Source organism: Pseudomonas vranovensis DSM 16006 (genome assembly GCF_000425805.1).
Lineage (GTDB): Bacteria > Pseudomonadota > Gammaproteobacteria > Pseudomonadales > Pseudomonadaceae > Aquipseudomonas > Aquipseudomonas vranovensis.
In genome coordinates this window covers 68,303-88,019 of record NZ_KE384459.1, presented here as the reverse complement: position 1 = coordinate 88,019, position 19,717 = coordinate 68,303, and the positions used below count along the sequence as shown (strand labels likewise).

The 19,717-nt window shown below is 62.8% G+C and carries 16 protein-coding genes and 4 pseudogenes; 13 read left to right on the top strand and 7 right to left on the bottom strand.

Annotated elements, in window-relative coordinates:
* Positions 1-172: 172 nt before the first annotated feature.
* From H621_RS27655 to H621_RS28650, 3 genes and pseudogenes are all read left to right on the top strand, one after another.
* Positions 173-2,065 (top strand): annotated as a pseudogene (locus H621_RS27655) (TonB-dependent receptor); the annotation flags it as partial.
* An 11-nt stretch (positions 2,066-2,076) separates the two neighbouring features.
* Positions 2,077-3,600 (top strand): PepSY domain-containing protein, encoded by a 1,524-nt coding sequence (locus H621_RS0126310; RefSeq protein WP_028946238.1) that lies wholly within the window; start codon positions 2,077-2,079, stop codon positions 3,598-3,600.
* A 192-nt stretch (positions 3,601-3,792) separates the two neighbouring features.
* Positions 3,793-4,302 (top strand): putative adhesin, encoded by a 510-nt coding sequence (locus H621_RS28650; RefSeq protein ID WP_156905665.1) that lies wholly within the window; start codon positions 3,793-3,795, stop codon positions 4,300-4,302.
* A 237-nt stretch (positions 4,303-4,539) separates the two neighbouring features.
* Here the strand turns inward: H621_RS28650 and H621_RS27650 are convergent, their stop codons facing one another.
* Entirely contained in the window at positions 4,540-4,779 is a 240-nt protein-coding gene (locus H621_RS27650; protein ID WP_036990443.1) for a hypothetical protein, read from the bottom strand.
* Between H621_RS27650 and H621_RS28355 the strand changes: the two genes are divergently transcribed.
* Positions 4,778-5,032, top strand: coding sequence for a hypothetical protein (locus tag H621_RS28355; protein WP_209420979.1), 255 nt, complete (start codon positions 4,778-4,780; stop codon positions 5,030-5,032). The two genes, H621_RS27650 and H621_RS28355, sit on opposite strands and share 2 nt — an antisense overlap.
* A gap of 50 nt (positions 5,033-5,082) precedes the next feature.
* On the opposite strand, the gene H621_RS0126290 is transcribed toward H621_RS28355, so the two are convergent.
* From H621_RS0126290 to H621_RS0126280, 3 genes and pseudogenes are all read right to left on the bottom strand, one after another.
* Positions 5,083-6,039, bottom strand: coding sequence for an endonuclease (locus H621_RS0126290; RefSeq protein WP_028946236.1), 957 nt, complete (start codon positions 6,037-6,039; stop codon positions 5,083-5,085).
* A gap of 58 nt (positions 6,040-6,097) precedes the next feature.
* Positions 6,098-6,397: pseudogene (locus H621_RS28350) on the bottom strand (LysR substrate-binding domain-containing protein); the annotation flags it as partial.
* A 124-nt stretch (positions 6,398-6,521) separates the two neighbouring features.
* On the bottom strand, positions 6,522-7,040 hold the full coding sequence (locus H621_RS0126280) for an RNA polymerase factor sigma-70 (RefSeq protein WP_028946234.1): 519 nt from the start codon (positions 7,038-7,040) through the stop codon (positions 6,522-6,524).
* Between the two features lie 221 nt (positions 7,041-7,261).
* Between H621_RS0126280 and H621_RS0126275 the strand changes: the two genes are divergently transcribed.
* The 4 genes from H621_RS0126275 to H621_RS0126260 are packed head-to-tail and all read left to right on the top strand — an operon-like array spanning position 7,262 to position 10,377.
* A complete protein-coding gene (locus H621_RS0126275; protein WP_028946233.1) occupies positions 7,262-7,477 on the top strand; it encodes an MbtH family protein in 216 nt (71 codons plus the stop codon).
* Positions 7,474-8,253 carry a thioesterase II family protein gene (locus H621_RS27640; protein WP_084168059.1) on the top strand — a complete coding sequence of 260 codons (780 nt, stop codon included), beginning with the start codon at positions 7,474-7,476 and terminating at the stop codon, positions 8,251-8,253. The genes H621_RS0126275 and H621_RS27640 overlap by 4 nt, the downstream gene beginning before the upstream one ends.
* Positions 8,250-9,362 (top strand): AMP-binding protein, encoded by a 1,113-nt coding sequence (locus tag H621_RS0126265; RefSeq protein ID WP_028946232.1) that lies wholly within the window; start codon positions 8,250-8,252, stop codon positions 9,360-9,362. Before H621_RS27640 ends, H621_RS0126265 begins: the two co-directional genes overlap by 4 nt.
* 58 nt (positions 9,363-9,420) lie before the next feature.
* The gene (locus H621_RS0126260; protein WP_028946231.1) at positions 9,421-10,377 is read left to right on the top strand and encodes an alpha/beta hydrolase; all 957 of its coding nucleotides are present in this window, start codon (positions 9,421-9,423) and stop codon (positions 10,375-10,377) included.
* Between the two features lie 43 nt (positions 10,378-10,420).
* On the opposite strand, the pseudogene H621_RS27635 reads toward H621_RS0126260, so the two are convergent.
* A pseudogene (locus tag H621_RS27635) lies at positions 10,421-11,017 on the bottom strand (GNAT family N-acetyltransferase); the annotation flags it as partial.
* 40 nt (positions 11,018-11,057) lie between these two features.
* Positions 11,058-12,403, bottom strand: a pseudogene (locus H621_RS27630) (lysine N(6)-hydroxylase/L-ornithine N(5)-oxygenase family protein).
* 174 nt (positions 12,404-12,577) lie between these two features.
* Between H621_RS27630 and H621_RS0126245 the strand changes: the two are divergent.
* The 5 genes from H621_RS0126245 (at position 12,578) to H621_RS0126225 (ending at position 19,200) form a co-directional block, all read left to right on the top strand.
* Positions 12,578-13,573, top strand: coding sequence for a FecR family protein (locus H621_RS0126245; protein WP_245219134.1), 996 nt, complete (start codon positions 12,578-12,580; stop codon positions 13,571-13,573).
* Between the two features lie 134 nt (positions 13,574-13,707).
* The gene (locus tag H621_RS0126240; protein WP_028946229.1) at positions 13,708-15,369 is read left to right on the top strand and encodes a cyclic peptide export ABC transporter; all 1,662 of its coding nucleotides are present in this window, start codon (positions 13,708-13,710) and stop codon (positions 15,367-15,369) included.
* Between the two features lies 1 nt (position 15,370).
* Positions 15,371-16,090, top strand: a complete 720-nt coding sequence (gene fhuF, locus H621_RS0126235) for a siderophore-iron reductase FhuF (protein ID WP_028946228.1) — start codon at positions 15,371-15,373, stop codon at positions 16,088-16,090.
* Positions 16,091-16,106: 16 nt separating this feature from the next.
* Positions 16,107-18,485 (top strand): TonB-dependent siderophore receptor, encoded by a 2,379-nt coding sequence (locus tag H621_RS0126230; protein WP_028946227.1) that lies wholly within the window; start codon positions 16,107-16,109, stop codon positions 18,483-18,485.
* 106 nt (positions 18,486-18,591) lie between these two features.
* The gene (locus H621_RS0126225; protein WP_028946226.1) at positions 18,592-19,200 is read left to right on the top strand and encodes a dTMP kinase; all 609 of its coding nucleotides are present in this window, start codon (positions 18,592-18,594) and stop codon (positions 19,198-19,200) included.
* Positions 19,201-19,261: 61 nt separating this feature from the next.
* Here H621_RS0126225 and H621_RS0126220 read toward each other — a convergent pair whose 3' ends face one another.
* A complete protein-coding gene (locus tag H621_RS0126220; RefSeq protein WP_028946225.1) occupies positions 19,262-19,705 on the bottom strand; it encodes a hypothetical protein in 444 nt (147 codons plus the stop codon).
* Positions 19,706-19,717: the final 12 nt, after the last annotated feature.

The window sequence follows — 19,717 nt, the reverse complement described above, 5'->3', positions numbered from 1 at the left end:
GTCGTCTGCGTTGGGTGTTTAGGAAAAAAATCAATGGAACGGCATTGTTTTAGGAGTATTCCGATTTGTGATGGCTAGTGGCTTAGTTAGAGTGCACTCATTCGCCGAGGCTCATCGTCACTGTAACGAGGCGAACCAAGCGTATGCGGCCAACGCTCGTTGAGCGCTATACAATGCCTCGGCCAACCCCGGTTTTGGCGGGTTTGTGTCGTACCGTGGATTCAGCGCCGGGCAGATCACCCAGTTGTACAACGGCCTGGGTATGAGCTACACCGCCGCAGCGCGCCCCGTGGATGCGTGGATCTATGACCGCGTCGAGCTGATTGGCGGCCCCTCGACGTTCTTGTATGGCGCCGGTGCCGTGGGCGGTTCGATCAACTACATCACCAAATTGGCCAGCCGTGATGAACAGCCCGTTGAGGCCCGCTTGCGCTATGGCAGCTACGACACCTCGGAAGTGGCGTTGGGCGTCAACCACGCCTTGAGCGACGGCCCCGACCCACGGCATTTTGCCCGCCTGGATATCAGCCGTACCGGTAGTAACGGCTACATGGACCGCAACCAGCGCGAGTCGACCAGCAGCGCCGTGTCCCTGCTCAGCGACCTGACGCCTGTACTCAGCCACACCCTGGCCCTGGAGTACCTGGAAGAACAGGAACACAGCCCCTACTGGGGTTCGCCGATCCTCAACCCGATCGGCAGTACCATGAAAATCGACAAACGCCGGCGCTTCGACAACTACAACGTTGCCGATGGCCGCTATGAGCAGCGCGTGCGGTGGGTGCGCTCGATCATCGACTACCAGTTCGATGACAACACCAGCCTGCACAACACGCTGTACCACTACAGCGGCCAGCGCGACTACCGCAACATTGAAAGCTACCGTTATAACGCCGACAACAGCCAAGTGGGTCGCTACTCGGCGTTCCAGCAACGGCATGACCAGCAGGTAAACGGCAACCGCTTCGACGTGCGCCACGACAACAGTGTGTTCGGATTACACAGCCAGTGGACCGGCGGCCTGGACTACTCGCGCAACCAGCAGCGGCTGTATCCCAATAGCGCGTTTTCCGGCGTGCCGTACGACCTGCAAGACCCAGATGACTTCGATCCCGGTGGGTTCGATGACATTCCCGGGTTCAATCGCGGCTTGCAGAAAGTGCGCAAGAACGACATCACGATCCTGGCCGGCTTCCTGGAAAACCGCCTCGAACTGAGCGAGCGACTCTCGCTGCTCAGCGGTGTGCGTTACGACCACCTAAGCCTTGAAGTGAGCAACTACGGCGCTGTCACGCCCGCCAACCCGGCCTTCTTCAAGGAAACCTGGCGGCCACTCACCGGGCGTATCGGGCTGGTCTACGCATTGACCCCAGACGCCAACCTGTACGTGCAGTACAGCACCGCCGCCGACCCACCCGCAGGCTCCCTGGCGACGGCGACGGCGTCCCAGCTGCAACATGCCAAGCTGGCCACCGGCGAACAGGCTGAAATCGGCACCAAGTTCGACTTCCTTGACGGCCGTGGCGCTGCAACCCTGGCTGCCTACCAGATCGTGCGCAAGGACTTCTCGGTTACCGACCCCGACAACCTCAACAACACGCTTCAAGCAGGGCAACAGACCTCGAGGGGTGTCGAGCTGGCGGGCAGGTTGCAGGTCACGCCGAAGCTGATGCTTGAAGGCAACTATGCCTATGTGGATGCACAGTACGATCGGTTCATCGAAACCGTCGCCAGCCTGCCGGTGTCGCGCAAGGGCAACACGCCAACCAACGTGCCCGACCAGGTCGGCAACCTGTGGATGACCTACGCTATCCAGCCGGCGTGGCAAGTCGGCCTGGACGCGCGTTACGTCGATACGGTGTATGCCAACACGGCCAATACGCTCAAGGCGCCGGCCTACACGCTGTATGGCGCCTTTGCCCGGTTCAAGGTTGATTCGCACACCTCGATCACCGCCCGCGTGCGCAACCTCACCGATGAAATCCATGCCAGGCAAGCCTACGGCACGATGTTTTATCAGGGCGCACCGCGCACCTTGGAAGTTGCACTGGATACGCGCTTCTAAGGAGAGCCGGATTGAAACGCTACCTGTACCTCTGGCACCGTTGGCTGGGGATTGTGCTGTGCCTGTTCATGGCCCTGTGGTTTGTCTCGGGGGTGGTGATGCTGTATGTCGGCTACCCCGCATTGACGCCCGCCGAGCGGCTGGCGCCGCTGCCGCCATTGCCTGCAAAACCCTGTTGCGTGGGGCTGGACCGTGCGCTGGCTGCCAGCGGCGAGCAGGCGGCCCCGCACAGCGTGAAGTTGACCTCCATCGCCAATCAGCCCCGTTACCTGCTGAGCTACCCGGGCAAGCCCCAGGTGGCCATCGATGCCCGTAGCGGCCAGCGCATCGCTGCGCTAGGCGAGGCAGATGCACTGCTTGCCGGTGCTGCGTTTGCCCGTGGGCCAGGGGTTCGCTACCTGGGCCTGGTGGACCAGGACATGTGGAGCCACTCCCGCGCGCTGGACAGCGAGCGGCCGTTTCATGTGGTGCAGGTGGACGATGCCGAACAACGGCGCTTGTACATCTCACAGCACAACGGTCGGGTGGTGCGTGACGTCACTGCCCAGGAGCGACTGTGGAACTGGGTCGGCGCCTGGTTGCACTGGTTGTATCCACTGCGCGGCGGCGTGTTCGACCACTGGGCGGCTGATGTGGTCATCTACCTGTCGCTGGCCGGCACCGTGGCCGCGATCCTCGGGCAAGTGATCGGCCTGATGCGCTGGCGCTTCGCCAAACCCTACCGCAGCGGCTCGCGCTCGCCGTATTCCGGCGGGTTTGCCCGTTGGCACCACATCGGCGGCCTGCTGTTCGGCTTTGTGCTGATCGCCTGGATCTTCAGCGGCCTGGTGTCGATGCGGCCCTGGCAACTGTTCGCCAGCCAGTCGACGCTGTCGCAGGCGGCCTATCGGGGCGCCGAGCTGCGGCCGGAGGCATTTGCCTTGTCGGCCGAAACAGCACTGGCGCGTTTCCACCAGGTGGGTTTCGAGCCCCGCGAGCTGGACTGGAGAATCACCGGTGGTGTGGCGTACCTGGTGGCCTACGATCGCACCGGAGACCGCCGCGTACTCCCTGCCGCAGGGATCAGTGAGCCCTACCTGCAGGTGCCGGGAACGATTCTGGAGCACGGCGCCCTGGCCATGCAGCCGGATGCCCAGGTGGATTTCCTCTGGCTCACGGGCTACGACTTCTACTACTTCGCCCGGGCCGAGCCGAGCATGTACGCCCAACAGCGCAAGCCGCTGCCCATGCTCAGGGTGCGCTTCGACGACCCCGCCAGTACTTGGGTGCATATCGACCCCTACAGTGGCGAGGTGATCGAGCAGCTCGACCAGCGCATGCGGGTGTATCGCTGGCTGTTCAACCTGCTGCACAGCTGGGACTGGTTGCCGTTGCTGGAGCGTCCGCTGTTGCGGGAAGCCTTGATTATTGCCTTCAGTGTGGGCGGCTTTGTTATCAGCGTCAGCGGCGTGGTGTTGGGTTGGCGGCGCTTGCATCCACGTGCGGGTCCCAAGAAAGCGCGCCCACCTACGAAAACACGCACTGAAGCCCAGTGAAGCGCTAGGCGGCGTTGCGGGTTGATCAACTGCGTTGGCACGCGGCAGTCATTTTAAACTAGGAAGAGTCCGGGCCCTGTGGTCGGGCTGATCGCGTACTATCGCTTTAGCCTGAACGGGATTCGCGTGTTGCAGCTGTTGAATTCGGCGAGAGGTCTAGCGGGTCTCTCATTCTTCAGGAGGTGTTGCAAGGTGGTCGTAGAACACAGGAAAACCTGTACGCTCATAAAGAAGCGTGCCAGCAATAGCAATCAACTCTACATCGTGGGGCACAGTTCGAGCGTGACGGCTGTGAACGCAGAACGTGGGGGTGTAGAGCCACTCAACCTGACCACGTATTTTAATGTGCCCGTACCCGTGTGTTTTTATTGTCCTGATGGCCACACGCTTTTATTGAATTCCGGCTTCGTTGTCGGCGGGCTTCACAGGCTTCCTCCTGTCATTGATACCTATTACGTGGGCAGTCGGGTCAGGGATCATTTCGTGTGGCCTCCCCACTTTACGTTTCACGGTGTTGGGCGAGTTTCTCCCTACACAAGTCGAAAAAAACTAGAGGACGCTGTGGCCTACAATGATGACATCGGCTTCGATGTGGCCATGGTGGAGCGCCAGGAAAAAGTCAGGCTCAGCGACCTGCTGCGGGATATCGCCAGCGCGCATTGTTACCACTCCGTTCATGCTCTTTTTTGTCGCACCTTTTAGGGCAAGTTCATGTTCGTACGGCTGTTTATAAGGCGGTTGTTCAACCTGTTTTTTATGCCCCAGCCGCGGCAATCCCCTACTGGATTCATGGGTTCTTTTACCCTGCCTACCGGGTCGGGCGCAGCGTGCCTGTAGTCGATATATTCATATCCATTGTTCGTTCTGCCGCAGTCGACTGATAGGGGCGAGTCCAGCGTCCAACGCGCCGCCGCCTGCATCCAGCACGTTGCAGTCACTCTAAAACAGGAGTAACCCGGGTTCGGCGGCCCCTTCCCAGGTCATTACACAGGCGATCATGCCAGGCATGCCTTGAGACTCTCTTGAAGCACCGCCGCATCCAGCGGTTTTTTGCAGTACGCGAAATTCACTGCCGGCGGTGGCTTCAAGGCAGGCGCTGGAGGTGTCGGCGGTGATGATCGCCGGTACATCGGCAGTGAGGTAGCGGCGCGCAGGGTCGATTGCGTGCAGGCCATTCATGCCGCGCAGGCGAAAGTCGCTGAGCCGCTCGGTGACGGCCGAGGCAGTACGCGCGCCAGGGGTATTGCACGACAGTGTGGTGGTGGAGGTGCTCAACCCGAAGACGGCACTGTTCTTCCTGACCTTTCTGCCGCAGTTTGTCGATGCCACCCGTGCAGCACCGGGGCTGCAGCGCCTGGTGCCGTGCCTGAGCGGTTCGATCCTGATCGGCCTGGGTGGTGTGCTGGTGATGCAAAGCGGGCTGCACCTGTAGCCGTTGCCGCCAGGCTGCGATCGACCGCAACTCGGTCGTCATGCACAACGCTACTTGCAGTTGCCGGCCTTGCGATACCCGGCCGCTCGAGCCTGCGACTCGGAACTGAAGGTCACTTGATTCTTGCCAGCCACCTGCGTAAAGCCCGGACAGCCGCTGGACAAGTGATACACCTGGCTGTTGCGGTTGCCGATGATCATGCCGTCTGCACTGGCCAGGGTCGGCTTGGCTGCCGCCCGTGGCGCTTTCACCGTACCCGCCGCAGCGACGCTGCCTAGCGGCTTGTACCCCGGTGTCCATTGACGCTCGCCGGTGACGAACGGATTGGCGTGCCCCATGATCGCGGCAATCCGCCGATTGCGCTCGCGCTCCCAGGTGGTCACCGGGTGCTGCTTGTCCCAGGCCATGAGCAACTGTTGCTGCTGGCGTGACATGTTCAGTTTGTAACGGTCGAACATGTAGAAGGTGGTCCTGGCCACCAGGCCTTTCACCTCGTCGCGAGGCTCGGCGGCTTTTTGCTGGAAGTCCACCTTGGTCGTGCACTGGCCATACTGAGGCGCGACGCCCGACACCATCCCGTAGTTGAAATGACTGCGATCACCATTCACTTCCCCCACTGCCGGATAGAGGTTGAACAGGTCGGCTTCCATGGCGCGGAACACCGGGTCGCTGTCGACGCACTGTTCACGGCCGCCGTTCTGCCAGCACTTGCGTTGGTGGCCAAAGGTCCAGGCCGGCACGATGTGTTCCCACTCCGTGCGTTCGGCACGGCTTTGTTGCTTGCGGGTCTCATAGCCACACGACCTGGCATCGACCCGGCCGCCGGACTTGCCGACCCAGGTCCATTTGCAACCACAGTACAGGTCACCCATCGCGCTGGTGGCTTGATCGAGGTAGACCTTCTGTTTGGCGACGATCTTGGCTTCGGTGAACGTTGCGGGGGGATTGGCAAAAGCAGGAAGGGTGACGGCGAACAACAGGGTTACTGCGCAAAACAATTTTTTCATCGGGACAGGCTATGAAATGGAGAGCCGCGCAGTATACCCGTCGCCTGCCGTTACCCCTATAGCGCAGGACATCGATGACGACCCTGAACGCAGCGGAATGCTCGCGGCGGTTGGGGGAGTAGAGGTGGTAGCCAGCAAAGGGCTGGCACCCATCGTCCAGCACCCGCACCAGGGTGCCGTTGGCAACCTCGTTGACCATCATGTCCTGCGGAAGGTAAGCCAGCCCGCACCCCGCGACGGCCGCGCGCAGGATCGGGATGCTGCTGTTGAATGTCCATTGCCCCTCGACGCGTGCCTTGAGTGCGTGACCGTCTTTTTCGAAATCCCATTGCATCTGGCTTCCCTGCGTGGGCAGTTGCCTGTCCGCCCTGCATGATTCGCTGGGGAAACAGTCGTCGTGGAAGCAGTCAGCGACTAGACGGGAAAATCGGCAAACACTTATGAGCTGTGTTCATAGGTGGGGACGAAGGCTCGACAACGCCTCAAAGCGCCTTTTCCCGGCAATGCAGCAGCGCCTCGCGGATCATCGCGTGGACCAGGGGCGGGGATACGCCGAGGGCCTTGGCGATGTCCTTCTGTTTCATGCCGTGGATCCTGCACATTTCAAAGGCATAGCGGGTGCGTTCAGGCAGGTCGGCCAGGGCCCCGGAAACCCGCTCCAGCAGTTGCTGGTCCGACACCAGGGCTTCGGGTGTCTCGGCATGGTGTACGGGCGCCTCGTAGCTGTCGGTGTCCTGGCTTATCAGACGTTCCTCGAACTGGCGTCGACGGTAATGGTCGATCGACAGGTTGCGCACCACGCGAGTGAGGTAGGACGCCTGAGACCTGATTTGCTCGGTTTCTCCGGCATCGTCGACTTTCATGAAGGCTTCATGAACGATGTCTTCGGCATGGCTGCGGCACCCGGTGATCCGTGCGGCGAGACCGATCAGGCGTGAGCGCTGGTCATAGAACACGTCAAGCAAGGGAGAACCACTTCTGGCTGCACCGGATTTTTGCATGAGGCACCTGATCTGTTCTTCTGAAAGTCTGCCAGCGAGGGTGGAGAATCTAGACTTATTAAGAACTATTTGCAACAACTCTCCCATTCAACCTTCCCGGTCCTGGGCAACGGTCACAAAACCACCTTCTGAAGATCTTTCTCAGTCATTCGTCGTGTAGGAAACCACCTGACAAGGCGAAAGCCGAGTCGCTTTTACTCGACAGATTGAGGGATCGGAAAATGGCTTTCGACCGCGAAGATGCAACGTTCAAAGCGCTCGTCAACGCCGAGGAGCAGTATTCGCTGTGGCCCGACTACAAAGGGCTGCCAGCAGGCTGGCGCGAAGCGGGCAAGAGCGGTCCGAAGCAAGACTGCCTGGACTTCATCGAGTCGGTCTGGACCGACATGCGTCCCCTGAGCCTGCGCCAGCACATGGACGGGCAGGCTGGCCGGTGAGCGCTGTGCTGACCCTGTTCTGCCTGCCCTATGCGGGCGCCAGTGCCATGGGCTATGCGCGCTGGCGTCGCAACATGCCGGCCTGGCTGGACATCCGTCCTGTCGAGCTCCCCGGGCGCGGCAGCCGCGCAGGTGAGCCACTGGCGACCGACCTGGTCGACCTGGCAGCGCAACTGGCTCGCGAACTGCGGGGCGAAACCTATCGACCTTACGCATTGTTCGGCCACAGCATGGGTTCGCTGCTGGCATTCGAGCTTGCGTGTGCCTTGCGGGCGCAGTGCCTGCCGCCACCGCGGGCGTTGCTGGTGTCGGGCGGCTCGGCGCCGGCCCATCGCGACTACCTGCGGTTTCGCCAACCTATGAGCGATGCGCAACTGCTGGCCGAACTGGCTTTGTTGCAAGGTACGCCCCTGGAGGCGTTGCAAGACCCCGAACTGATGCGTCTGGCCTTGCCCGTGCTGCGCGCAGACTTCCTCCTGTGCGGTCGTTATCGCTACCAGCCGACAGCGCCGCTGCCGTGCCCCGTGCACGTACTGGCCGGCACCGAGGATCGCGCCAGCGAGGCGCAACTGCTGGCCTGGCGCGAGCATGCCGGTGTCGGCTTCAGCCTGGAACTGTTTGCCGGCGGCCATTTCTTCATTCAGGAGCAGGAACGCGCGGTGCTCGACCACCTTGTGGCGTGCCTGGGGGCCTCCATGGAACACCCGGCCATGCCGTTGGCGGGCATGGCCGGTACACGCCCTGACTCTCACTTTCTTTGCAAAGGTGCGACATGACAGCCCTCCATTCGTCGTTGGTCGATGCGCTGATCGCGCATGCAGGCCGGCAACCTGACAAGCCGGCGGTGCATTTTCTGCTCGATGGCGAGGCGCAGCGCCTGACGCTGACGTATGCCGAGCTCGCCCGCCAGGCCCGTGACCTGGCGGGCGAACTGTCACGCCACGCGCGCGTCGGTGAACGGGCGTTGTTGCTGATGCAGAGTGGCCCGAGCTATGTCGTGTCGTTCTACGCTTGCCTGTATGCCGGCATTATCGCTGTGCCTGCACTGCCGCCGGAGTCGTTGCGCCAGTACGAACTGAGCCGGGTGCGGGCGATCCTCGACGATGCCCGGCCAAGCCTGGTGCTGACCGAGGCTCATCTGCGCGAATCGCTGGTACAGGCCTTCGACCAGGGGTTGCCGACCACGCTGTCGGTCGACACCCTGGCGCTGGCGGGGAGCGGCACCGGCCAGGTGCGCCGGCCGGCCAGCGAAGACATCGCCTTCCTGCAGTACACCTCCGGTTCAACGGCCACCCCCAAGGGTGTGCAAGTGAGTCACGGCAACCTGGTCGCCAACGAGCGGGTGATGGTGAGTGGCTTCGACCTGCGCGAAGTCGACACCTTCGTCAGCTGGTTGCCGCTCTATCACGACATGGGGCTGATCGGCTGCTTGCTGCTGTCGCTGTACCGAGGCGCGACCCTGGTGCTGATGTCGCCGCGGCATTTCGTCGAGCGTCCTGCGCGCTGGCTCGAAGCGATCAGCCAGTACCGTGCAACCCATACTGGCGCGCCGGACTTCGCCTTCCGCCTGGCAGCCGAGCGGGTCAGCGAGACCGTCCTGGCCAAACTTGATCTGAGCTGCCTGCGGGTGCTGTTCTCCGGGTCCGAACCGGTTCGCCAGGACAGCCTGCAAGCCTTCGCCCGACACTTCGCAGGCACCGGTTTCAACCCACTGGCGTTCCTGCCGTGCTACGGCCTGGCCGAAGCCACCCTGTTCGTTACCGGTACCACCGCTGACGAACCCTCGTCAGTACCTGTTTCGACAGCCATGCCCTGGGCGAAGACCGCGCCGAGCCGGGCGAGGGCAGCCTGCTGGATAGCTTCCAGGCAGAGCTGCACGCCCTGATCGATCAATGCGAGCGGCTCTCATGAGCCGCGCCACCCTTTTTCAAGGACTCTGGACGATGTCACTGCACCCTGAACTAACGGCTTTCCTGGACCTGGTGGAGGAGGGCCGGCTTGCCGGCCGTGCTCCGCTGCACGCCTTGTTACCGGTAGCGGCGCGCGAATCCTTCGAGCAAGCCTCCGCGGGGCTGGTCTGGCCCTGGCCGCGGCAAGTTGCGCGCCGCGCGTTGACGGCGCGCACACGCGATGGCGCCGATCTGCGGCTGCGGCTCTATCTGCCCGAGGTCGCCTGCGAAAGGCCGTTGCCGGTGCTGCTGTACTTTCATGGCGGCGGTTATGTGGTGGGCAGCCTGGACTCCCATGACGGTATCTGCGCCGAGCTGGCCTGGCGCACGCCGTGCGGGGTGCTCGCCGTGGACTATCGGCGGGCGCCGGAACATCGCTTCCCCACGGCCTTGTTCGATGCCGAGGATGCCTTGCGCTGGCTGCTGGCCGAGGGCAGCGCGTTGGGCCTGGATGCGAACCGGCTGGCGGTTGGCGGCGACGGTGCCGGGGCGACCCTGGCCACCGTGCTGGCGATCCAGGCGGCACGGGCGCCGCAGGACTGGCCGCAGATTCGCCTGCAACTGTTGTGCTATCCCAGTACCGATGCCTCGCGCACGACGGTCTCCAACGACCTGTTCGACGAAGGCTACCTGCTGGAAAGTGCGACGCTGGAGTGGTTCTACAACCAGTATCAGCGCACGCCGGCCGATCGCCTCGACTGGCGCTTCTCGCCGCTGCTGTGCGGGGACTTGCGGGGTGTGGCCCCGGCGTTCGTGGGGTTGGCGCAGTATGATCCGCTGCATGACGAGGGTGCTGCCTACGCCGAACGGTTGCAAGAGGCCGGGGTGAGCGTGACCTGTCGCCACTACGCGGCGACCCATGATCTGTTGCGCATGGGGGCAATCATGCCGGGTATCGATCAGGTCTATGCAGAATTGGCGAGCAGCCTGGCCCAGGCACTGCAGCACTGAGAAACAAGGGGAGGGCCGGGCGCCGTGCGCCCGGCAGGGGAGGTCAGCCCAAGGGCATCGGGCGGAAGTCGGCGCGTTCGAGCACCATCAGGGCTGCGCGCTTGTGCGGGAAGTCGAACTCTTTGTGCTTGGTGAAACCCACTGAGGCCATGTAGCCGATCATCGTGTCGTTGTCGGCCCGTGGCTCAGCCACCACGCGGCAGGTGCGCGGCTCGTCGCAAAGTAGCCAGTCGACCAGCGAGCGCAACCAGCAGTCGACCTTGGCCGGGCCGCGATGATGCTCTTCACCCACCAGCATATGGATACCCCGGTCGAACTCGCCGGCCGGAAAGAACGGCGCGATGCGATCATCCAGGGCCCAGTACACCTCGTAATAGGCAAAGGGCTCGTCGTTGAAACAGCCGATGACGCTGAAGATATGCGGGGTGTCGGCGATCTTCTGCAGGTATGCACGGTGTTCGTCGAGCGATCCTTGTTCGTCCCAGAAGGGCGCGACGCGAGTGTTGTTCTGCCAGCGGTTGAACAGCGCAAGATCGGCGTCGATGTCCAGCGTGCGCAGGGAGAACCACAGCCCCAGGTGCTCGTCGTAGCGACGGTACAGCTCACCCTGTGGCTTGCTGCGGGTGGGGGCATTGGCTGGGGTGAGCTGTGCGGTGGTCATGTTCATTCAGGCAGCCTCCTCAGGCCGATGCCGACAACACGTTGTCGAGCAGCTCCAGGTGACCGTGCCCGCCGCCTTCGGCCATGTCCAGCAGGGCCTCGGAGATTTCCCAGGCGCGTGCCGGCAACACCGACAGCAGGGTGTCGCTCAGGCCATGGTTGGCTTCCGAGAAGCCCTGGACGAACACACCGGCCTTGAGGTTCGGCGTGGCGCGCACGCGATAGCTGCGCTCGACGTCGAATTCGCCCAGGTACTCGGCCAGCGGCGCGAGCAGGGCTTTGTGCGACTTGCGCTCGTAGCCGGTGGCGAGGATCACGGCATCATAGTGCTGCGCTTCTTCGTGGCCGGTGGCGACATCGCGCAGGTGCAGGCGGATACCATGCTCGCCGGCACTGGCGCTTTGCACCTGGGTACGGCAGCGGAAGGCATGGCGCTCGCGCTTGGAGACTTTCTGGCGATAGAGGATGCCGTAGATCTGTTCGATCAGGTTCAGGTCCACCACTGAGTAGTTGGTGTTGTGGAACTCGCTGATCAGTCGCTCGCGTTCGGACTCGGGCTGATCGAAGAACAGATGGGTGTTTTCCGGGGCGAAGATCTGGTTGACGAACGGGCTGTCGTCGGCAGGCTTGAGCACTTCGCTCCGCAGGATCAGGTGCGACCCGCACATTCGGGTAACTGTCGTTGAGGTCGATGAACGCCTCGGCGGCGCTTTGCCCGCCCCACCACGGCAATGCGCATGGGCTCACCGCGTGCGCAGCGCTGCTGGGTGATGCGGCTGAGGTATTGCGAATGGTGGAACACCCGGCCATCGTCGCGCAGCCCCTTGAACACGCCTGGAATGCGCGGCGTGCCGCCGGTACCGACGACCACCGAGCGGTTACGGCGACGGTGCTCTCGGCCTTGGCTGTCGACCGAGACCACATCCAGCAGCTCGATGTTCTGGTCGATGCCAATGACCGGCTCTACCCGCTCGACACGGTTGCCATAGGCGCATTGCGCGCTGAAGTGCCCGGCTACCCAGCGCAGGTAGTCGCTGTATTCCATGCGGCACGGGTAGAAGGTGCCCAGGTTGATGAAGTCGATCAGGCGTCCGTGCTGCTGCAGGTAATTGACGAAGCTGTAGCGGCTGGTGGGGTTGCGCAGGGTGACCAGGTCTTTGAGGAAGGAAATCTGCAGTTCGCTCTGGCTGACCAGGGTATCGCCATGCCAGTGATAGTCAGTCTGCCGATCGAGGAACAGGCTGTTGGCCCGGCGGCCCGCCGTCTCGGCCTGCTCCTCGAGGGCGATGGCCAGGGCCAGGTTGGAAGGGCCGAAGCCGACGCCGATCACGTCGAAGGGCTTGTTGCTGGACTGTCGCTGGGACATTCGCGAATCCTCCTTTGAAGTTGTGCCCTGGGCGCTGGCCAGTTGGTCAACGCATCAGCAGCGTTCATCTTGACGAACGAACGAGCAGGTTTTTCAGAAGGGGCCGATACCGCGTACGCCGCGTGCAGCGAAATCGGGGTGAAAGCCAGCAAAAGCAAAGTGGATGGAGTAAGCTTGGCGAAATTATTTTGCTATCAGCACATCATGCCCAACCCCTCCCTTCACAACAAAGCCCCGAGCGAAATGGCCGCCGACTGGTGTGTGCGCCTGCATTTCGAGGAGTGCACCGACACGGACCGTGCCGAATTCCTGCGCTGGTACGATGCCGACCCGGAGCACGCGGTGGAGTACGCCAACATGTGCAAGGTCTGGCAGGTGAGCGAACAGTTGCCACCGCGTGCAGCGGTGCCGAACGCCGGACCCGTACGTCGACGCCGGGCTGTGCCGTTGCTGGCCCGTGCCGCTGTGCTGGTACTGGCCGTGGGCGGCGCCTGGGGAGCTGGCTGGTCGTGGGGTGTGGTGCCGGGCAGCGTGCGCTATTACGGCGCCGAGCAGACGCGCCGTCAGGTGCAGCTTCCGGATCACAGCCAGGTAGAGCTCAATCAGCGCACGGGCATGCTTTACCTGGGCTTTCGTGACCAGCGCCAGGTCGTGTTGCGCGATGGCGAGGCCTATTTCGATGTACAGCGCGATCTGGACAAACCGTTCGTGATCAGCGCCGACAACGCCAGCGTGCGGGTGACCGGTACCCACTTCAATGTCTGGACCGCCCAGGAGCAGACCACCGTCAGCGTGGCCGAGGGCAGCGTACTGGTGTCGCGCAGCGAGGGCGGCGACGGCCGCAACCAGGGCGCCGAGCTGACCGCCGGCATGCAAGCGGTGGCCAGCCAGGGGCGCATGCTCCAGCTCAAGCGTATCGACCCCGCGCGTCCGGCGGCCTGGCGCAACGGCAAGTTGATGCTCGATGACGTCAGCCTGCGCGATGCCATCCCACAGATAAACCGCTACCTCAAGGTGCCCCTGCAATTGGATGGTGCCGAGGTCGGCGAGTTGCGTTTCGGCGGGCTCTACGACACCACCGACCTCGGCCAGTTGGTCAGGGCCTTGCCGCAGGTACTCCCGGTAAAATTGCGTCACAGTGACGGCGTGATCCTGGTTTCGGTCCGCTGAAATTCGTCCAGGCCCGGCTTTTCCAATAATTCGCTGAATTAATCACTCGCTCATTCGTCGTTCAGGCATGCCCCTCAACACGCTCGCACTCCGGCCCTGGCCGAGGGCGGGCGTCAAGCCTGGAACCCGAGACGATGAGCGCACCCGCACGAAGTACCCTGCATGAATTGACGCAGGTTTTGCGTCCTTTCTGGCCACTGTTGCTGGTCTCGACCGTGCTGGGCATTCTGGGCGGCTTGAGCATCACCGGGCTGCTGGCGACCATCAACCATGCCCTGCATGCCGAAGGCGGCGCCAGCCGGGGCGTACTGCTGGGCTTTGGCGGATTGTGCGTGCTGGCGCTACTCGGTTCGGTGATCTCCGACATCGGCACCAACTATGTGGGCCAGCATGTGATTGCCCGCCTGCGCAAGAGCCTGGGCCTGAAGATTCTCAGCGCGCCGATCGATCAACTCGAACGCTACCGCAGCCACCGGCTGATCCCGGTGCTCACCCACGATGTCGATACCATCAGCGACTTTGCCTTTGCCTTCGCCCCGCTGGCGGTGTCGTTCAGCGTTACCCTGGGCTGCCTGGTGTACCTGGTGCAGTTGTCGCCGGGAATGTTCCTTACCACCACCCTGGCGATTCTGCTCGGCTCGGTGGCGCAGTATTACGCGCGGGCGCGGGGCATCAAGGGGTTCTTCGAGGCCCGTGACCTGGAGGACGATCTGCAGAAGCACTATCGCTCGATTGCAGAAGGCGCCAAGGAGCTGCGTATCAACCGGCCGCGCCGCCAACGCCTGCTCAAGGAATGCATCGAAGGGACCGCCGACAGCATTTGCCAGAAGCAGGTGAACTCGATCAACCAGTTCGTGGTGGCCAAGGGCGTCGGCTCCACGCTGTTCTTCATCGTGATCGGCGTGGCCCTGGGTTTCCAGGCCATGTGGCCGAGCACCAGTACCGCGACCCTGAGTGGCTTCATCCTGGTGTTGCTGTACATGAAAGGGCCGCTGGAGCATCTGTTCGGCACGCTGCCCACCATCAGCCGTGCGCAAGTGGCGTTTCGCCGGATTGCCGATCTGTCCGAACAGTTCACCTCACCGGGGCCGCACCTGCAGGAGGCGCGCGACAAGCCGCTGGCTGCCGATATCACCAGCATCGAGCTGCGTGACGTGCATTATCGTTATCCGAGTGAGGAGGGCGCCGCAGGCTTTGCCATCGGTCCGGTCAACCTGTTGATGCGCAAGGGCGAGATCGTCTTTATCGTCGGCGAGAACGGTGGCGGCAAGACAACCCTGATCAAGCTCCTGCTGGGTTTGTACATCCCCCAGAGCGGTAGCCTGCTGCTCGACGGCAAACCCGTCGATGAAACGCAGCGAGACGACTATCGCCAACTGTTCACCACGGTGCTGTCGGATTTCTTCCTGTTCGAGGACCTCGTGCAACAGGGCGACGAGGTGCCCGAGGAAGCGATGGTGTACCTGGAACGCCTGGAAATTGCCCACAAGGTGCGTATCGACGATGGCCGCTTCTCTACCCTCGACTTGTCGACCGGTCAGCGCAAGCGCCTGGCACTCCTGCAAGCGTGGACCGAACATCGCCCGGTGCTGGTGTTCGACGAGTGGGCAGCGGACCAGGACCCGACGTTCCGGCGCATCTTCTATACCGAGTTGCTGCCGGACCTGCAGCGCCTGGGCAAGACGATCGTGGTGATTTCCCACGACGACCGTTACTTCGACGCTGCCGACACACTGCTGCGCATCGACAATGGCCGCCTGGTGCAACAGCGCGTCAGCACCGCCGAGGCCGGCTGACGTGAGCCCATCGCTGGCCCAGCGCCTGTCGCCGCTATTGCAGCCGCTCGCCTTGCGCATGCGAGTCGAGCCGGACAGCGGCGCACCACTGCTCAGCCGCTGGCTGGAGCCGGCGCTGTTGGGCGAGGCGCTGGGGCGTTATGCGCGCAATTGGCCACAGGCGGACCCACGGGCAGTGGCTTCGCAATGGCATCAGGAGAGCAGCGCGTTGATCCTGCCGCCGCTGCTGTTGGCGCGACTGCTGTATGCCGAGCCTGTGAGCCTGGAGCTGGGGCAGTTGCGCATGACCGTGGACGAGCAAGGCGCGCCGGGTGAACTGCACGTTCCGGCGCCAGGGGTGGTGGCGGCAGGCGAGGGCAGCGGGTGGGGGCTGCTCGAGGCGCTGCAGGTGCAGTTGCTGGCACCCTTCGTCAGTCGTTTCGCGGCGCATACCGGCCTTGCGCCGCGCGTGCTGTGGGGCAATGTGGCGCTGTGCGTCGACTGGGTCCTGGAGGTAGCCCAGAACGTTGTACCGACCCGCGCGCTTGGGGAAGCGCGGGCGCATTTTCGCGACGGCCGCCAGGGGGGCGGCGGTCATGCCTTGTGCAGTGCATTGCGCCGCGATGCCAGCGGCATCACGCGGCGGGTCTGCTGCCTGCGCGAGCGTCTGGGGTTCGATCGCTGTGCGGTCTGCCCACTGGCCTCGCGCCAGACCCTACACAACATGCCAATACAACCATAAAACCATCAGGACCATCATGAGCGTCTATCCACTGAATCAACAGGCACAGCGCCTGCGTCGCGGCATCGCTGCCGCTACCCTCGGGCTTGCCATGGCAACTGCGGTCCCGGCGTTGGCCGAACCCGTGCAGATCAACATTCCGGCCAAGTCGCTGTCCTCGGCCCTGTACGAGCTGGGCAGCCAGGCCAACCTGCAGATCATCTACAGCCAAGACACCGTATCCGGCCTGCGCAGCCGTAGTGTTGCCGGCCACATGGAGCCGGAAGAGGCGCTGCGCCAGTTGCTCCAGGGGACCAACATCGCCTACCAGATCGAAGGCAACCATGTGACGCTGCAAAGCCACAGCGACGGCGCGGCGATTGCCCTGCCGACCACCAGCGTGGTCAGCCAGGCCTACAGTTCGGTGAGCCCGGACGACGGCTATGTGGCCAAACGCGCGTCGGCGGGTTCGAAGACCGATACCCCGATCATCGAAACACCGTACTCGGTGTCGGTAGTGACCCGCGAGCAAATCAAGGCCCAGCAGCCCAAGACGGTCTCCCAGGCCCTGCGCTACACACCGGGCATCAACGCAGAGTTGGCAGGCCCGCAGTTCGTCACCGACCAGATGACCATCCGCGGCTTCCAGCAAGGCACCGGGCGCATGCTGCGTGATGGCACTCGCACCTTTCTGCCGGACTTCCTCGGCTGGGACGCCCCCGAACCCTATGGCCTGGAGCGGATCGAGGTGCTGCGCGGTGCAAGCTCGGTGCTCTACGGTGCGTCTGACCCTGGGGGGCAGATCAACCTGGTGAGTAAGCGGCCCACCATCGAGCCGCTGCGGGAAGTGCAGCTGCAGATGGGCAACCACGACTACAAGCAGGGAGCCTTTGACCTGGGTGATGCCCTGGATGATGAAGGGATATGGAGCTATCGCCTGACGGGCCTGTTCCGCGAAGGCGATGCCCAGGTCGATCACATCACCAACCGCCGCCAGTACCTGGCACCGGCGATCAGCTATCGCCCCAATGACAACACCGAGTTGACCGTGCTGGGCGAGTACCAGAAACAGACCGGCAACTTCGCCAACCCGCTGCCTGCCCAGGGCACCGTGTTTCGCGACCCGCGTGGCCGCCTGGACCGCGATACCTATGTGGGCGACAGCGCCTACGACTACATGACCAACGAGAAGACCTCGCTGGGTTATGTGTTCGAACACAGCTTCGACGAGATCTGGACCCTGCGCCAGAACGTTCGCTACAGCGACTACCGCCAGTCCAGCTCGGAAATCGCTCTGTTCGGACCGGCCGGTGATGCCTACTCGCGCTACAACGACCAGCGCAAGGGCGATGGCCGGCTGTTCACCATGGACAACCAGATCCAGGCCAACTTTGCCACCGGGCCGGTGGAGCACACCTTGCTGACCGGCGTCGACTACAACAATGGCAAGTTCGACCAGGACCAGTCGCTCAACTTCATCCTGCAGACCTTCGACGTGTTCAACCCCGTCTATGGCGAGCCGCTGGACTTTGTCCCGTTCAGTGCCTCCAGCTACGAGCAGAAGCTGTCGCAGACGGGCGTGTACCTGCAGGACCAAATGAAAATCGACAACTGGGTATTCCTGCTGGGCGGTCGCTACGACTGGGCCAGCAACCAGAAGGATGACCGCGATCCGCAAACCCAGAAGGACGAGAAGTTCAGCGGCCGCGCCGGTATCGTCTACCTCTTCGACAATGGCCTGGCACCGTACGCCAGCTACAGCGAGTCGTTCCTGCCGGTGATGGGCGTCACGGCCAACAACTCGCAGCTTGATCCGGAAGTCGGCAAGCAATACGAAGTGGGCCTGAAGTACGAGCCGCCCGGCGGCAACAGCCTGTACACCATCGCAGCGTTCGACCTGACCAAGCAGAATGCCACCGAGAACGTCGGCGGCTTCTCGCGCCAGGACGGTGAAGTGCGCTCCCAGGGCGTCGAGCTCGAGGGCAAGAGCGAAATCACTCCGGGGTTCAACCTGATCGGCAGCTACACCTGGAACGACGTCGAGGTCACCCAGTCTGACATCGGCAACAAAGGCAACACACCGTTCCGGATTCCCGAACACATGGCTTCGATCTGGGGCGACTACACCGTGCAGGGCGGACCGCTCGAGGGTCTGCGCATTGGCGCCGGCGCCCGCTACGTGGGCAGCACCTACGGAGACTCGGCCAACAGTTTCAAGGTCGACAGCTACAGCGTGGTCGATGCCCTGGTCGCCTATGAACTGGGCAAGCTCGACGCCTCGCTTGACGGTGTGGAAGTGTCGCTCAACGCCACCAACCTGTTCGACGAGGACTACGTGGCGGGCTGTTACAGCACGGTGGGCTGCCAGTACGGCCAGCAGCGGACGGTGTATGGCACTGTGAGCTACAACTGGTAGGTTGACGCCCGTCCCAGTTCGTCTCACTACGCTGGCGCCTTCGGGCGCCAGTCAGGAACTAGGGTAGAGTGCCCACCCCTATCTGTTATCAAGCGTTAGCTGAAGAATGAATCGTCCGCTGTTTGTTTCCCTGGATGGGCCCAAGGGGTCCGGCAAAACCACACTGTTGGAGGCCATTACGAAAGTACTGAGGGCAGACAACAAGAAAGTGATCCGCCTGTGCGAGAAAAAAAGCGATCCCCACAGGGGTGAAACAATGGCCCTGGTCAACCAGCTTGTCAGAAATCCCAGCCGGGAACTGGAGTGGAGGGTGTGTGAGCGCCTGGCCGATAGCCGTGAATGGATTTCCCAGCACGTGCTGACCCGACAGCCGCAGGACAGCATCATCTTGATCGATCGCTGGTACCCCTCCGATGCCGCGTTTCGTCGCCTGGTCCCGTTTGCAGATATTCTTCAGCTGAACATGGATCGCAATGTGCGAGTGCCAGACCTGCACGTCGGGGTTGTCACTGCGCCTGATATTTCATGGGCGAGGGCGGCGGCACGGTCGCGTGGGCTGGGCAGTACGGTGATGCACAGGCTCGAAGAACATGTCGCCAGCACCCAGGCGTTCGAGCGGGCGATTGCCGATCAGGGCTGGGTGTTGTGCCGCAATGAGGGGTTGCTCGAAGACGCAACGATGGAGGTGGTTGCTGCGATCTACGGCGTCCTTTGATGCCCCGTACGCAAGGCTTGCGAGCACCCGCCATCGTGCCTGACGGGTGCCTGATGCAGCCTTAGCCAGCGCTGATGTTGCCGCAGAACAGCGGTCGACTGCCATCGGCGGCACTGGTACGCACCAGCAGGGCATAGTCTCCCCGGGTCAAGTCAGCCAGCGCCACGGGGGCCTGGGACCAATAACGTGTCCGTGGTGCCAACGACAGGTAGTTGACGTTATCGACCTTGTCGGTCTTGTAGGCAGGGCTTTTTCCCAAATGCTGGCAGGAACCCGCGTAGATTTCAGTCTCGAGGCGGCTCGGGACAGCCATGTGGTCGGGTACGCCACCGACATTGAGGTAGATGCCGGTGTCGTTGCCCACGGGGTTGAGGGTGGCACGTGCAATATGGCCTGCGTTCTGCGGGGTAGCATCGAGAGGGACATCGACGAGATCGGCGTTGCTTGCGCAACCTGAAAACGCCCCAGCCGCCACCACCAACGCCAGCCAAGATGTTCTGTTCATCACAGATCTCCT

What these genes read in the sequence shown, in the direction of transcription:
- H621_RS28355 (WP_209420979.1), top strand. Translation starts at nt 4,778, where the DNA reads ATGCCGCGCAGGCGAAAGTCGCTGAGCCGCTCGGTGACGGCCGAGGCA.
- H621_RS27650 (WP_036990443.1), bottom strand. Translation starts at nt 4,779, where the DNA reads ATGAATGGCCTGCACGCAATCGACCCTGCGCGCCGCTACCTCACTGCC.
- H621_RS0126290 (WP_028946236.1), bottom strand. Translation starts at nt 6,039, where the DNA reads ATGAAAAAATTGTTTTGCGCAGTAACCCTGTTGTTCGCCGTCACCCTT.
- H621_RS0126280 (WP_028946234.1), bottom strand. Translation starts at nt 7,040, where the DNA reads ATGCAAAAATCCGGTGCAGCCAGAAGTGGTTCTCCCTTGCTTGACGTG.
- H621_RS0126275 (WP_028946233.1), top strand. Translation starts at nt 7,262, where the DNA reads ATGGCTTTCGACCGCGAAGATGCAACGTTCAAAGCGCTCGTCAACGCC.
- H621_RS0126265 (WP_028946232.1), top strand. Translation starts at nt 8,250, where the DNA reads ATGACAGCCCTCCATTCGTCGTTGGTCGATGCGCTGATCGCGCATGCA.
- H621_RS0126260 (WP_028946231.1), top strand. Translation starts at nt 9,421, where the DNA reads ATGTCACTGCACCCTGAACTAACGGCTTTCCTGGACCTGGTGGAGGAG.
- H621_RS0126240 (WP_028946229.1), top strand. Translation starts at nt 13,708, where the DNA reads ATGAGCGCACCCGCACGAAGTACCCTGCATGAATTGACGCAGGTTTTG.
- H621_RS0126230 (WP_028946227.1), top strand. Translation starts at nt 16,107, where the DNA reads ATGAGCGTCTATCCACTGAATCAACAGGCACAGCGCCTGCGTCGCGGC.
- H621_RS0126225 (WP_028946226.1), top strand. Translation starts at nt 18,592, where the DNA reads ATGAATCGTCCGCTGTTTGTTTCCCTGGATGGGCCCAAGGGGTCCGGC.
- H621_RS0126220 (WP_028946225.1), bottom strand. Translation starts at nt 19,705, where the DNA reads ATGAACAGAACATCTTGGCTGGCGTTGGTGGTGGCGGCTGGGGCGTTT.